The organism is Porcincola intestinalis (assembly GCF_009696445.1).
Classification (GTDB): domain Bacteria; phylum Bacillota; class Clostridia; order Lachnospirales; family Lachnospiraceae; genus Porcincola; species Porcincola intestinalis.
Map to the genome: position 1 here is coordinate 16,171 of NZ_VULZ01000017.1, position 14,655 is coordinate 30,825.

Here is a 14,655-nt window from a genome sequence, read left to right on the forward strand (position 1 = left end):
CCGGCAGAACTATTATAGTGCCATGGATGTTAGCACTCCACAACAACGAGTGCTAACAAGAAAAGGAAAGGAGGATTCAGATGCAGCTTGATGACAGAAAGTGGACCATTCTGAAAGCGATCATCAAGACCTATCTGGAGACAGGCGAGCCGGTTGGATCGAGAACCATCTCAAAGTTTCCGGATCTGAATCTCAGTTCCGCCACGATCCGCAACGAGATGTCCGATCTGGAAGATATGGGGCTGATCATTCAACCTCATACATCGTCCGGACGTATTCCTTCGGACGCTGGATACCGGCTTTATGTAGACCGGCTGATGGATGAGAAGGAGGCGGAGGTCTCTCAGATGAAGAACATGATGATCCAGAGGCAGGATAAGCTTGAGATGCTTCTGAAACAACTTGTTCGTTATCTGGCGGTGAATACCAATTACGCCACGATGATCACCAGCCCGCAGTACCACAGAACCAGGCTGAAGTTCATTCAGCTTTCGATCATAGATGAAGGACAGATCCTGGCAACGGTGGTGACAGAGGGCAACGTGGTAAAGAACCGTGTGATCCATATTCAGCATGGTCTCACTCATGATGAAGTGCTGCAGCTTAATATTCAGCTGAACAGCAGGCTGAACGGGCTGACGATCGAGCAGATTAATCTGGATACGATCCAGAAGCTCAAACAGGAGGCTGGCATTCATTCAAACCTGATCTCGGAAGTACTCGATGCGGTTGCGGACGCCATCTCAAAGGAGGAGGATCTGGAGGTTTACACCTCAGGGGCTACGAATATTTTCAAGTATCCGGAGCTTTCCTCCGATACGGACAAGGCGAGCGGTCTGATCGAGGCGTTTGAGGAAAAAAAGCCGCTTCTGTCCCTGCTCAGCCAGAATGGCTGTGATGAGCAGGAGCATGGCATCCAGATCTCGATCGGACGGGAGCTGAAGAACGAGAATATGGAGGACTGCAGCGTGGTCACGGCCAGCTACGATCTGGGGGACGGTGTCTTCGGAAAGATCGGGATTGTAGGCCCCAAGCGGATGGATTACGACAAGGTGGTCGGGATCCTGAAGAGCGTGACAGCTCAGCTGGATGAGACATATGGCAGGAAGGAAAGCCCCGCAGATGAGAATGGGCTTTCTTCCGGGTCAAAAACCAATGACAGAGGCCCGGAGCAGGATGAGTAGCAGAGCGATGCGGAGGCGATAGGATGACAGACAGAGATAAACAGGAAAACAGCCCCGGAGGAGAAGACAGGGGCGTCCGGATTGAGATACATGGCGAAGAGCCGGACGTAACGGAGAAAAAGGGCGAAGACAGCAGAAGACCGGAGCAGAACCCGGGGAAAGAACAGGCGGCGGAAGGTTCCGATGGACAGGAAGACGCCGCTAAGACAGATCAGAACCGGGAGCCGGACGAGGAGCCGGATAAGGCGGATGCATCTGACGCCGGAGAGGATACTCCCTCAGGCAGCGGCACTGGTACCGGAAAAGGGTTCTTCGGTTTCAAAGGAAGGAAAGAGAAGGATCAGAGAGATCAGAAGATCGAGGAGCTGACCGATCAGGTCAGGCGCCAGATGGCGGAATTCGACAATTTCCGTAAGCGGACAGACCGCGAGAAGGCGACGATGTTCGATATGGGGAAGAGAGATGTGATTGAGCAGATTCTTCCGGTTGTGGACAGCTTCGAGCGAGGTCTCGGAGACATGAAGGAAGAGAGCGAGGATCCGTTCCGCCAGGGCATGCAGAAGATCTACAGGCAGCTGACAAAGGCGCTTGAGGAACTGGGTGTCAAGCCAATTGAAGCGGTCGGAAAGCCATTTGATCCGAACTTTCACAATGCGGTCATGCATTGCGAGGATGAGTCAGCCGGTGAGGACATCATCGTGCAGGAGTTCCAGAAGGGCTACATGCTGAACGATGTGGTCATCCGGCACAGCATGGTGAAGGTTGCCAACTGATCCTTATTACAAAAACCGGGACGGAAGCGTTATTCTTCCCCAATCCCGTTGACAATATCGGAACATATAGACATATGCCGCGGTTCCTCTGAGAAGAAGCGGCAGGAGAACAACAAGACCGAACAGCAGAACACCAGGAGGTTTCATTATGGGAAAGATTATAGGAATTGACCTTGGTACAACAAACAGCTGCGTGGCAGTCATGGAAGGCGGCAAGCCGACTGTCATCGCAAACAGTGAAGGAGAGCGCACAACACCGTCCATCGTTGCGTTTACAAAGAACGGCGACCGTCTGGTCGGCGAGCCGGCAAAGCGCCAGGCTGTGACGAACTCAGACAGAACCATTTCCTCGATTAAAAGACACATGGGTTCTGACTACAGAGTCACAATCGACGATAAGAAGTATTCTCCGCAGGAGATTTCCGCGATGATCCTTCAGAAGCTGAAGGCAGATGCGGAGGGATACCTGGGAGAGAAGGTGACAGAGGCTGTCATTACCTGCCCGGCATACTTCAATGACGCACAGAGACAGGCAACAAAGGATGCCGGAAAGATCGCCGGCCTTGATGTCAAGCGTATTATCAACGAGCCGACTGCAGCCGCACTGGCATATGGCCTTGATAACGAGAAAGAGCAGAAGATCATGGTGTATGACCTCGGCGGCGGCACGTTTGATGTGTCTGTCATCGAGATCGGTGACGGTGTCATCGAGGTTCTTGCGACGAACGGCAACAACCATCTTGGCGGCGATGACTTCGACAAGAGAATCGTCGACTACATGCTGAAGGACTTCAAGGCAAAGGAAGGTATTGATCTCTCTGGCGACAAGATGGCCATGCAGAGACTGAAGGAGGCTGCCGAGAAGGCAAAGAAGGAGCTGTCCTCCTCCACGACAACCAATATCAACCTGCCATTCATTACGGCCAATGAGACCGGACCGAAGCACTTCGAGATGGATCTCACAAAGGCTAAGTTTGACGAGCTGACCGCAGATCTGGTTGATGCGACAGCAGAGCCTGTCAGAAAGGCTCTTGCGGATGCAGGTATTACGGCAGCAGATCTTGGAAAGGTGCTGCTGGTCGGCGGTTCAACCCGTATCCCGGCTGTGCAGGACAAGGTCAAGGAGCTGACCGGCAAGGAGCCGAGCAAGAATTTGAACCCGGATGAGTGCGTGGCAATCGGTGCAGCCATTCAGGGCGGCAAGCTGGCAGGAGATGCCGGCGCAGGCGATATCCTTCTGCTGGATGTCACGCCGCTGTCCCTTGCAATCGAGACGCTGGGCGGCGTATCCACCGTTCTGATTCCGAGAAACACGACCATTCCGACCAGAAAGAGCCAGGTCTTCTCAACTGCTGAGGACAATCAGACCGCTGTCGATATCCATGTTGTACAGGGCGAGCGCCAGTTTGCCCGCGACAACAAGACACTCGGACAGTTCCGTCTCGATGGAATCCCGCCGGCAAGAAGAGGTGTACCGCAGATTGAGGTCACGTTTGATATCGATGCGAATGGTATCGTGAACGTTTCCGCAAAGGATCTGGGCACAGGGAAAGAGCAGCACATCACGATTACTTCCGGCTCCAACATGTCCGACGACGAGATCAACAAGGCTGTCAAAGAGGCGGCTGAGTATGAGGCTCAGGACAAGAAGAAGAAGGAAGCAATCGACACGAAGAACGACGCAGATGCCATGGTCTTCCAGACGGAGAAGGCAATGCAGGAGGTCGGCGACAAGATTGATGCAGCAGACAAGGCTGCAGTTGAGGCGGACCTCAAGTCTCTGAAGGACACCATCGCAAAGTGCGGGGATGATATCACGGATGAGCAGGTCAATGAGCTGAAGGCCGGAAGAGAGAAGCTGATGAACAGTGCGCAGAAGCTTTTCGAGAAGGTATATCAGCAGACGCAGACGCAGGCAGGACCTGGTGCAGGCGCAGGTCCGCAGGCGGGCCCGCAGAATGCAGGCGGCAGCCAGGGCGGCAAGGATGACGATGTCGTCGATGGCGACTACCGTGAGGTCTGACCGGGATAACAGATATCTGAAACAGGAAGCTGCCGTCACGAAGTGTGTGACGGCGGCTTAAACCATGTCCGGATACGGCGGAACAGGAAAGAGTGTTCTGCAGGCAGCCGGATCAATCGGGAGAATATATGGCAGAGAAGAGAGATTACTACGAAGTGCTGGGCGTCAGCAGGAGTGCCAGTGAAGAGGAGATCAAGAAGGCATACCGTCAGCTGGCGAAGAAATATCATCCGGATATGAATCCCGGCAATGCCGAAGCAGCGGACAAGTTCAAGGAAGCCTCGGAGGCGTATGCAGTTCTCGGCAATGAAGAGAAGAGAAGACAGTATGACCAGTTCGGCATGTCAGCATTCGACGGCTCCGCCGGCGGAGGTGGGTTTGATTTTAACTCTGCTGATTTCCAGGATATCTTCAGTGACCTGGGGCTTGGAGGAATCTTCGGCGATTTGTTCGGGGGCGGAAGACGGAGTGCAAATCCGAACCGCCCGATGCAGGGCGCAAATGTCCGGACGCACGTCAGCATCACGTTCATGGAGTCCATCGAAGGCTGTTCCAAGACGATTGATGTGATGATCAAGGATGAGTGCCCGAATTGTCACGGGACGGGTGCAAAGCCCGGGACAGCTCCGAAGATCTGCCCGAAGTGCAAGGGCAGAGGGCAGGTTGTGTATACGCAGCAGACCATGTTCGGGATGATGCAGAATGTTCAGCCCTGTCCGGACTGCCGCGGAACCGGCAAGGTGATCGAGGATAAGTGCCCGAACTGCCACGGAACCGGCTATGTCATGAACAAAAAAACCATCGAGGTTCGGATACCGGCGGGAATTGACGACGGGCAGGCAATCCGTATCCGGGAGAAGGGGGAGCCGGGTGTCAACGGCGGACCGAGAGGAGACCTTCTGGTGGAGGTATCCGTTGCGCGTGATCCGCAGTTTGTACGCCAGGATCTCGATCTGTTCTCGAATAAGGATATCACGTTCGCGCAGGCGGCGCTGGGGGCGGATATTGTGATCCGTACGGTGGACGGAGATATTTCATACAGTGTCAAGCCGGGAACGCAGTCCGGCACGAGGGTCCGCCTGAAAGGGAAGGGGGTCCCGGATGTGCGCGGGAGAGCCGGCCGTGGGGACCAGTATGTGACGCTGATTGTCCGTACACCGGTGAAGCTCAGCAGTGAGGCAAAGGAGCTGCTGGAGCAGTTTGATGCAGCATCGGACAGAAGCCTTTCCGCCGGAGAGTATACGGCGAAGGGAGCTTCGCCTGAGACCGGGAAGAAGAAAAAGAAAAAAAGCTTTGTTGATCGGATGAAGGATGCGCTGGATGGCTGAGCCATCCGGAAGCAGAGACAGACCCCTCCCTGTGGCGGAGCGGGTCTGTTTTTTTGCCCGGAAACAACAGAGCAAAAACAGGAATATTTCACAAAAACGGGTGCGGCACCCGTCTGTTCATGCTATAATGACGGCAACTGCGGGAACGATGGGATGAGGTGCCTGCGAGGCACATCATCAGGCTGATAGCTGGAAAGGAAAAGAACATGTACTGTTACAGAAAAGTGATGGACGACCTGTACTGGGTAGGAGCGAACGACAGGCGCCTGGCAATGTTCGAGGGAGTGTACTCTGTTCCGGATGGCGTTTCTTATAATTCTTATCTGCTCCTGGATGAGAAGACGGTTCTGTGTGACACGGTTGATGCCGCTGTCGGAACCGTGTTCTTTGAGAATGTGGAGAAGGTGCTGGACGGAAGGCATCTTGATTATGTGATTGTCCACCATATGGAACCGGATCACTCTGCAACGCTTGAAGAGCTGATCAGAAGATACCCGGATGTCCGGATCCTCTGCAACAGCAAGACGAAGACGCTGATGAAGCAGTTTTTCACGTTTGATGTAGAGAGCAGAGTTCAGCTTGTAAAGGAGGGGGATGTCTTCTCCGCCGGCAGGCATGAGCTTACGTTTGTCAATGCTCCGATGGTTCACTGGCCGGAGGTCATGATGACCTACGACAAGACGAGCGGGGCACTGTTCTCAGCGGATGCATTCGGAACCTTCGGCGCGCTGAACGGCGCTCTGTTTGCGGATGAAGTGGACTTCATGCGGGATTATCTGGATGAAGCCAGAAGATACTACAGCAACATTGTCGGGAAATACGGAACACAGGTGACGGCCGCGCTGAAGAAGGCGTCTGGTCTTGACATCAAGTACCTGTGTCCGCTGCACGGCTTCGTATGGCGGAAGAACATCGGAGACTATATTGACAAGTATCAGCACTGGGCAGCCTACAAGCCGGAGGAGACAGGTGTCGTCATCGCCTATGCCTCCGTCTATCATCACACCGAGAATGCTGCAGAGTGCCTGGCAATCCGCCTGCGTGAGAAGGGGATCAAGACGGTGATGTTTGACACCTCCGTGACGCCGCCGTCGGAGATTATTTCTGCCGTCTTCAAGTACAGCCACCTTGTGCTGGCTTCGACAACGTATAATGCGGGCATCTTTGTTCAGATGGAAGCCTTTCTTTATGATCTTGTTGAGCATAACATTCAGAACCGCACGGTTGCTGTCATCGAGAATGGTTCCTGGGCACCGACCAGTGGCAAGCTGATGCGGGAACTTCTTGAAAAGTGCAAGAATCTCAACGTGCTCAACGAGACGCTGACGATCAAGTCCTCCCTGAAGGAAGATCAGCTGTCGCAGCTGGATGTGATCGCAGATGCCATCGACGCAACCGTCCCGAAGAAGACAGATGTCACGAAAACAGACGGAAAGGGTGGAGATACAGACACCGGCGCGCCGGTGCTGGATCTCAAGGCGATGTTCAAGCTCAGCTACGGTCTTTTTGTCCTGACAGCGAAGGATGGGGAGAAGGATAACGGCTGCATCGTCAATACGGTAATCCAGGTTACAGAGAAGCCGAACCGGATCCAGGTGGCGGTCAACCGGAACGGCCACACGCATGACATGATCAAGAAGACCGGGGTGTTCAATGTCTCGATTCTGGCACAGGATGCAACCTTCGATCTGTTCAAACAATTCGGATTCCAGAGCGGGAAGTCCGCGGATAAGTTTGCTGACTTTGCGGATTACAGCCGTTCGGCGAATGGACTGACTTATGTGACAAGGGGAACGAATGCGCTGATTTCCGCGAAGGTTGTTCAGGAAGTCGAATTTGAGACGCATACCGTCTTCATCGCGGAGGTCACGGAGTGCAGGGTTCTGTCGGATGTCCCGTCTGTGACGTATGAGTATTACTTTGCTCACATCAAGCCGAAGCCACAGCCGGTAGAAGAGAAGAAGGTGGGCTGGGTCTGCAGAATCTGCGGATATGTCTATGAGGGGGAGGTCCTTCCGCCAGATTTTATCTGCCCGATCTGCAAGCATCCGGCGAGCGATTTTGAAAAACTGCAGTGACGCTCCGGAATTGTTTTACTTGACAAATGTTGCACTTTAGGCAACTATACCATTATCTGGAAACAAACATGATCCAGCGTCATTCATGATCTGGAAACCAAAGATGGAACAGGAGGATCACAACATGAAAAAGGTTTGCGATGTCTGCGGCTGGGAGTATGACGAGGCAGAAGGATATCCGGAGGGCGGAATCGCTCCTGGAACAAAGTGGGAGGACATCCCGGATGATTTTGTCTGCCCGATCTGCGGCGCAGGCAAGGATGAGTTCAGCGACGCTGACTGAGCGGCGCACAAGATGCAAGAGATGAAGGACCGCCGGAATTCATTTCCGGCGGCCTTTCTTGGAATTGGAGGAGAAACAGAAAAATATGGATATACCCACCCGATTGCAGACGCTAGACTGGGAACGTTATACAAAGTGTGCGCGGCAGGCTGCGGCAGACGGCATCGTTCTGCTTCGCAATGAAAAGGCAGTCCTTCCGCTTCCGGAAGGGGAGACGGTGGCGCTGTTCGGTGCCAGCCAGCTGTGCTATTACAAGAGCGGGACAGGCTCAGGCGGAATGGTGAATGTCTCCCATGTGGTATCCATTCGTGAGGCACTTGAGGATGAGCCTTCGATCAGGCTGAATCGTTCTGTTCTGCATCTGTATGACCGATACGTGGATGAACATCCATTTGCGGCAGGGGAAGGATGGGGAAAGGACCCGTGGTCTCAGGCAGAGATGCCGCTTGACAAGGAGACTGCAAAACAGGCTGGCAGGGACAGCCGCACGGCGATCGTCGTGATTGGAAGAACAGCGGGGGAGGACAGAGACAACAAGGCAGAGCCCGGTTCATTTCTGCTCACAGAGACGGAGCTGGACATGCTGAGAACGGTCCGTGGAGCATTTTCAAGGATGGTCGTTCTGCTGAATACCGGAAATGTTATCGATATGCGGTTTGCGGATGAAATCAAGCCGGATGCGGTTCTTTATGTCTGGCAGGGCGGCATGGTCGGCGGCCTTGGCGTCGTGGATGTTCTGACTGGCCGCGTCAATCCTTCCGGTCACCTGACCGATACGATTGCGGAACGGATTGAGGACTATCCGTCCTCCGGCAATTTCGGGACAGGTGTGAGAGATGTCTATCAGGAAGATATCTACGTGGGATATCGCTTTTTTGAAACGGTCGCAAGGGACAAGGTGCTGTATCCGTTCGGATACGGGCTTTCCTATACAACGTTCAGGATCAGCGCCCGGAAGAAGCAGAGTGAGCCGCTCGCAAGACTGTCTGTCGATCTGGAAGCAGAGGTGACGAATACAGGCCATGCCGCGGGGCGGGAAGTCGTGCAGGTGTATGCGCAGGCACCCCAGGGAGTGCTTGGAAAACCGGCAAGAGTGCTGGTCGGGTTTGAAAAGACACGGCTGCTGATGCCGGGGGAGAGCCAGACGCTTCAGATCCAGATCCCGGTCAGAAGCTTCGCCTCCTTTGATGAAAGCGGAAAAACTGCCGAGATCTCAGCCTGGGTGCTGGAGGAAGGGCGTTACGATCTGTATGTGGGCGAGAATGTCCGGGATGCGGTGATCCTGGATTCCGAGGATGGCGCCTTTACGCTGTCAGAAGACTGGATGGTTCTTCAGGAGGAGGAAGCGCTGGCGCCTGCCTGCAGGTTTGACCGTATGGCGATGAGCGAAGAGAACGGGGAAGTCCACCTCGTGTATGAGGAGACGCCGCTTCGAACCATCGATGTGGAGAAGCGGATCTACGAAAATCTTCCGGGAGAGGCTGCCCAGACGGGAGACCGGGGGCTGAAGCTGTCGGATGTAGAGAAAGGCTCCTGCAGGCTTGAAGACTTCGTTGCACAGCTCTCGGATGAGGACTTGTGTGCCATCATCCGCGGGGAAGGAATGGGGAGTCCCCTTGTGACGCCGGGAACGGCGGCAGCCTTCGGCGGGGTCACAAAGCGCCTTCGTGATTTCGGGATTCCCGCTGTGTGCTGCGATGATGGCCCGAGCGGGATGCGCTTTGACTGTGGGGATCATGCGTTCTCTCTTCCGAATGGAACGATGCTGGCCTGCACATTCGACCGGGAACTGAATGAACAGCTGTTCTCCTTCCTGGGTCTGGAAATGGTCAAAAACCGGGTGGATTGTATTCTGGGGCCAGGAGTCAATATTCATCGAAATCCGCTGAACGGAAGAAACTTTGAATATTTTTCAGAGGATCCGTATCTGGCTGGAGAGATGGCGGCTGCCCAGCTGCGCGGGCTGCATCAGAGCGGGGTGACCGGTGTTCTGAAGCATTTCTGCGCTAACAACCGCGAGACCAGGCGGCATGAGCTTGACAGTGTCGTATCCGGAAGAGCGCTCCGGGAAATATACCTGAGGCCTTTTGAGATTGCGGTCAGGGAAGGCGGAGCAGATGCGCTGATGACGACCTACGGGAAGGTAAACGGCATTCACACAGCCTCCCTCTATGATCTGACCACGACCATTCTGCGCAATGAGTGGGGATTTGACGGGATCGTCATGACGGACTGGTGGGCAGCGATGAGCGAAGATCCGTCAGAACTGGCACCTTCTGAGGCGTCGGAACCCGGAACAGGAGAAGCAGAGGGAGAAGACGTACGGCGGCTGAAGCGGAGCATCGAGGGAAAGACGTATGACTTCAGTCCGATGGTCCGTGCCCAGAATGATCTGTACATGGTTGTCCCGGATGGGGAGAAGACTGCACCGTCTGAGGACGGAGAAGCCGGTGAGCCAACCACGCTTTCAGCGCTGCAGGGAGGAAGACTGACCCGGGCGGAACTTCAGCGCAGCGCTATGAATATATGCCGGTTCGCGATGAAGACAGAGGCGATGAAACGCCTTTTGGGACATCCGACTGAAGTCACAGTGGAAAACGTTCCGGAGGGGGAGGATCTGTCTGCGGTTGAGAGTGTGACGTTCCAACCGGTTCCGCAGGAAGGACTTGAACTTGATCTGTCTTCGGTCCATCCACAGCGCGGAGAAGACTATCTGTTCGGTCTGCAGGTCACGCCAAACACCCACTACCGGATTGAGCTGAAGGCAGAGTCTGTGTCCGGCGTGCTTGCCCAGATCCCGGTGAGCCTGTTCTTCACGACCATTCCGGTTGCAGAGTGGATGTTCGGAGGCGGAGAAGGAAGTGAGGCTGTAAAGGAAACGACATTCTTTTCCACAACCAGAAACAGCGTCATGAGGCTTCATTTTGGTCAGAGCGGACTTGTACTGAAGAGTCTCCGGGTTCAAAGCATCGGAACCTGAGAAAAAAGGCAGCAGGGAGGATATTTTGAAAGAAGGAATCATTCTTGATGTAGATGGAACTCTTTGGAATGCCGTGGGGGCAATCAGAGATTCCTGGAATCTGTACAGAGAGGAACAGATCCCCGAGATGCCGGGATGTTACACGGACGCGGATATAGAGGGAGTTCTTGGGCTGACGATGACTCAGATCGGGGACCGCCTTCTTGCACCGCTCCCGGAGAAAAGGCGGCATCAGGCGCTTGAGGGCATGATGGATGCGGAAGTGACCTATATGTGGGAACATGGCGGCAGGGTCTATCCGTCTGTTGAGCAGACGCTGATGCGTTTAAAGAAAGCAGGGTTTCACCTGTACATTGTCAGCAACTGCCAGAAGGGGTATATCGAGGATTTTCTGCATACGTCGGGGACAGTCAGTCTGATTGAGGACCACGTGTGCTTTGGCGATACCGGAAAGCCGAAGGACTTCAGCATCCGACTGTGTATGGAGAGAAATGAACTTCAGCGCGCGCTTTATGTGGGCGATACAGCCGGTGATCTGGATGCTGCAAGAAGGGCGGGAATTCCGTTCATCTATGCAGCCTATGGATTCGGACAGGTCGACGCGGAGAAGGAGAAGGTTCCTTCGATCGAAGCCTTTTCGCAGCTTCCGGGGGCGGTAACAGCATTGTGGGAGAAAGCAGGGAACAGAAGATGATAACGGCATCAAACTGGACAGATTATGAGATCCTCGATACCTCCTGCGGGGAGAAGCTGGAGCGCTGGGGATCCTATCTCCTCATCAGACCGGATCCGCAGGTGGTCTGGCAGACGGACAAAAAGGATCCGGGATGGAGACGGTGTAATGCTCACTATCACAGGTCCAGCAGGGGCGGCGGGGAATGGGAATTCTTTGATTTGCCGCAGCAGTGGACGATCGGCTACCAGGGCGGCGGACTGGATCTGACGTTTCATCTGAAGCCCTTTTCGTTCAAGCATACCGGACTCTTTCCGGAGCAGGCGGCAAACTGGGACTGGTTTTCAGAGAAAATCCGCAATCGGATCCGTCAGGGAGTGGAAGTGAAGGTCCTGAACCTGTTTGCCTACACCGGTGGGGCAACTGTTGCGGCGGCTCAGGCAGGGGCAGTCGTGACGCATGTGGACGCTTCAAAAGGTATGGTCGGCTGGGCAAAGGAGAATGCCGAAGCGTCCGGAATCGGCCACTCGTCTGTCCGCTGGCTGGTGGATGACTGCAGAAAGTTTGTAGAGCGCGAGATCCGCCGCGGCAACCATTATGATGCAATCATCATGGATCCTCCCTCTTACGGGAGAGGCCCAAAAGGTGAGATCTGGAAGATGGAGGACTGCATCCACGAGCTTTTAAAGCTGACAACACAGCTTCTCTCGAAAAGGCCGCTGTTCTTCCTGCTGAATTCCTATACGACGGGCCTGTCCCCGGCAGTGCTGACGTATCTTTTGAGCGTGACGCTCGTTCCCATCTTCGGGGGGACTGTTTCAGCGGAGGAGATCGGACTTCCGGTCAGAGACAGCGGCCTGATTCTGCCCTGCGGAGCAGCCGGGCGCTGGGAACTGTAACAGGACTGTACCTGAATCGAAGGGGATACCTCAAGTCGGATGAGGCATTGACCGTATCCGAAAGTGAATGATATCGAGGCTGCTGCCGGGATGGCGCTGACTCAGGAGAGCACCTTGCTTCTGAACCAGTAGGTATAAAAGTCCTGAAATCCGAGCGACCGGTAGAGCTTTTTGGCAGCGGTATTTCCCTTTACGACCTGCAGGTAGGCATAGCGGGCGCCCTGAAGACGTGCTTCCTTCAGGATTGTGGAGCAGATTGCGCGGGCGTATCCGCGTCTCCAGCAGCTGGGGGATACATAGATGGCGTAGATTCCGATATAGTCGCGGTCCCGGATCCCGAGACCGGTTGCCACGATCCGGCCGTCGATTTCTATGCTGGCCGCGATCGTTTCTTTCGGAATGGCCGCATACATGGAAGGGACAATCCGGCGCAGGTTCGGTTCAGAGGTCCCGTTCAGATGGAAGAGTCCGCGGATCCACTCGTCTGTGACGACAGCGTTCAGCTCGACGGTCATCCCGCCTGCGTAGTGAACGAGGGTCGGCAGGTTCAGACGGTTTTCAAAGATGTATTCCCGCTGTTCTTCCTTCAGCAGGCTGACGTCGTTGAGATCCGCTGTCATCACCTCTGTAATGTGCCGGACATCATAGCCGCGCTGGGAGAGACGATGATCAAATGAGGGATCCAGGAGAGGCTGGATCTTGAAGGAGCAGGGGCTGTTGAAGTGGTCGTAGACAGCCTCGCAGTAGGCGATTTTCTCCTCAACGGGAATGGTCGAAATGCCGACCTGCTCCACGGAGTTTGTCCGGTAGGAGTAGTTGTACGAAAAACGGATCAGCCAGCCGTCATACAGCTCGATCATGTAGGATGGCCAGGCATTCAGCGAGACCTCCTCCAGATATTGAATATCCATCTCTCTTTTATCCCGCTCAGACCGGCTCATCGGTTCCATATTCCGTCTGTTCCCCCTGTCATTTATTCTCAAAATTAATCTCTATTGTACGAGTTCCCTGTGAAATAATCCAGTGCCCTTAAAGATTGTCAGCTTGCAAAGCTGCCGCGTGTATGGTAGCATTCTTTAGATTTTGAATAGCTAAAGAAAGAGAGGCATCTCATGGGCAGTGCAGCGTATCTGATACTGGAGGACGGAACTCTACTGAAGGGAGAAAGCGTCGGTTCGAGGAGAGAGGTGATCTCGGAGATCGTGTTCAATACGTCGATGACGGGATACCTGGAGGTCCTGACAGATCCCTCCTATGCAGGCCAGGCTGTCGTCATGACCTATCCTCTCATTGGAAACTACGGCGTCAGCTTTGAGGATATGGAGTCTTCAAGACCCTGGCTGTCCGCTTTCATCGTCCGGGAATTCTCCCGGATTCCTTCTAACTTCCGCTCGGAAGACACCATCCAGAATTTTCTTACAAGATATGATATTCCCGGGATTTCTGGCATTGATACCAGAGCGCTGACAAAGACGCTTCGAAACCGCGGTACCATGAACGGTATGATCACGACCAGGGATTACGCGCCGGAAGAGATCCGTGCGCTGCTGCCCCGGATCAAGGCATACCGGACAGGGGATGTCGTCTCGCGCGTCAGCTGCCGGGAGAAGTATGAGTTTACAGATGGCGGGATGAATGTGCCGTGGCCGAACCTGGTTGGCTCCAGAGTGGAGCTGGAAGAGGAGGCAGGGAACGGACGGCGGACAGAGAAGAATCCGGCAGGCATAGCGGAAGGAATCATTTCTGCGGATGATCCGGCACTTGCGGGAACGCCGATTGCCCAGAAGGCAGCGGACGAACGCGAGCAGGCTTATGTACGGCTTTCCGAGAAGGCTGCCCGCCAGCATCTTCGTGTCGCGGTGATGGACTTTGGCATGAAGCGCAACATTGGAAGGAGTCTTGTTCACCGGGGGTGCCGTGTCACGGTTTACCCGGCATGGACAACCGCAGATGAGATTCTGGCAGATCAGCCGGACGGTATCATGCTGTCCAACGGCCCAGGCGATCCGAAGGACTGCGGAGAGATCATCCGCCAGGTACGCAGACTGTATGAGAGTGATGTGCCGGTCTTTGCGATCTGTCTTGGCCATCAGCTGATGGCTCTGGCAGCAGGAGGGGATACCTACAAGCTGAAATACGGACACAGAGGCGGCAATCATCCGGTCAAGGACCTGAAGACAGGGCGGGTATACATTTCCTCGCAGAACCATGGTTATGCGGTAGATGAGAAAAGCCTGGGCGCAGACGTCGCGCGTCCTGCCTTCCGGAACGTGAATGATGGGACGAACGAGGGGATGACTTACCTTGGAAAAAACATCTTTACGGTACAGTTCCATCCGGAGGCCTGCCCGGGACCGCAGGATTCCGGCTACTTGTTTGACCGTTTTGTGAGGATGATGGAGCGTGTGAAGAGTGAGAAGGAGGGAGACTGAAC

11 protein-coding genes are annotated in these 14,655 nt (G+C 54.5%); 10 read left to right on the forward strand and 1 reads right to left on the reverse strand.

The annotated features are described in order from the left end of the window. The first annotated feature begins 80 nt into the window (after positions 1-80). The 9 genes from hrcA (at position 81) to FYJ35_RS12985 (ending at position 12,221) form a co-directional block, all read left to right on the forward strand. On the forward strand, positions 81-1,184 hold the full coding sequence (gene hrcA / locus FYJ35_RS12945; protein WP_154527216.1) for a heat-inducible transcriptional repressor HrcA: 1,104 nt from the start codon (positions 81-83) through the stop codon (positions 1,182-1,184). Positions 1,185-1,207: 23 nt separating this feature from the next. Continuing rightward, positions 1,208-1,957 carry a nucleotide exchange factor GrpE gene (gene grpE, locus FYJ35_RS12950; protein ID WP_154527218.1) on the forward strand — a complete coding sequence of 250 codons (750 nt, stop codon included), beginning with the start codon at positions 1,208-1,210 and terminating at the stop codon, positions 1,955-1,957. Positions 1,958-2,105: 148 nt separating this feature from the next. Further along, the gene (gene dnaK, locus FYJ35_RS12955; RefSeq protein ID WP_154527220.1) at positions 2,106-3,980 is read left to right on the forward strand and encodes a molecular chaperone DnaK; all 1,875 of its coding nucleotides are present in this window, start codon (positions 2,106-2,108) and stop codon (positions 3,978-3,980) included. A gap of 128 nt (positions 3,981-4,108) precedes the next feature. Beyond that, positions 4,109-5,308, forward strand: coding sequence for a molecular chaperone DnaJ (gene dnaJ / locus FYJ35_RS12960; RefSeq protein ID WP_154527222.1), 1,200 nt, complete (start codon positions 4,109-4,111; stop codon positions 5,306-5,308). A 206-nt stretch (positions 5,309-5,514) separates the two neighbouring features. After that, positions 5,515-7,386, forward strand: coding sequence for a flavin reductase (locus FYJ35_RS12965; protein ID WP_154527224.1), 1,872 nt, complete (start codon positions 5,515-5,517; stop codon positions 7,384-7,386). A gap of 124 nt (positions 7,387-7,510) precedes the next feature. Next, positions 7,511-7,669, forward strand: a complete 159-nt coding sequence (locus FYJ35_RS12970) for a rubredoxin (RefSeq protein WP_154527226.1) — start codon at positions 7,511-7,513, stop codon at positions 7,667-7,669. 85 nt (positions 7,670-7,754) lie between these two features. Then, positions 7,755-10,649, forward strand: coding sequence for a glycoside hydrolase family 3 protein (locus tag FYJ35_RS12975; RefSeq protein ID WP_154527228.1), 2,895 nt, complete (start codon positions 7,755-7,757; stop codon positions 10,647-10,649). Positions 10,650-10,674: 25 nt separating this feature from the next. After that, positions 10,675-11,343, forward strand: a complete 669-nt coding sequence (locus FYJ35_RS12980) for an HAD family hydrolase (RefSeq protein ID WP_154527230.1) — start codon at positions 10,675-10,677, stop codon at positions 11,341-11,343. Next, positions 11,340-12,221, forward strand: a complete 882-nt coding sequence (locus tag FYJ35_RS12985; RefSeq protein WP_154527232.1) for a class I SAM-dependent methyltransferase — start codon at positions 11,340-11,342, stop codon at positions 12,219-12,221. Before FYJ35_RS12980 ends, FYJ35_RS12985 begins: the two co-directional genes overlap by 4 nt. 101 nt (positions 12,222-12,322) lie before the next feature. On the opposite strand, the gene FYJ35_RS12990 is transcribed toward FYJ35_RS12985, so the two are convergent. Next, the gene (locus tag FYJ35_RS12990) at positions 12,323-13,171 is read right to left on the reverse strand and encodes a GNAT family N-acetyltransferase (protein WP_235906575.1); all 849 of its coding nucleotides are present in this window, start codon (positions 13,169-13,171) and stop codon (positions 12,323-12,325) included. A 162-nt stretch (positions 13,172-13,333) separates the two neighbouring features. On the opposite strand from FYJ35_RS12990, the gene FYJ35_RS12995 reads away from it, so the two are divergent. Next, positions 13,334-14,653, forward strand: a complete 1,320-nt coding sequence (locus FYJ35_RS12995; protein ID WP_154527234.1) for a carbamoyl phosphate synthase small subunit — start codon at positions 13,334-13,336, stop codon at positions 14,651-14,653. Positions 14,654-14,655: the final 2 nt, after the last annotated feature.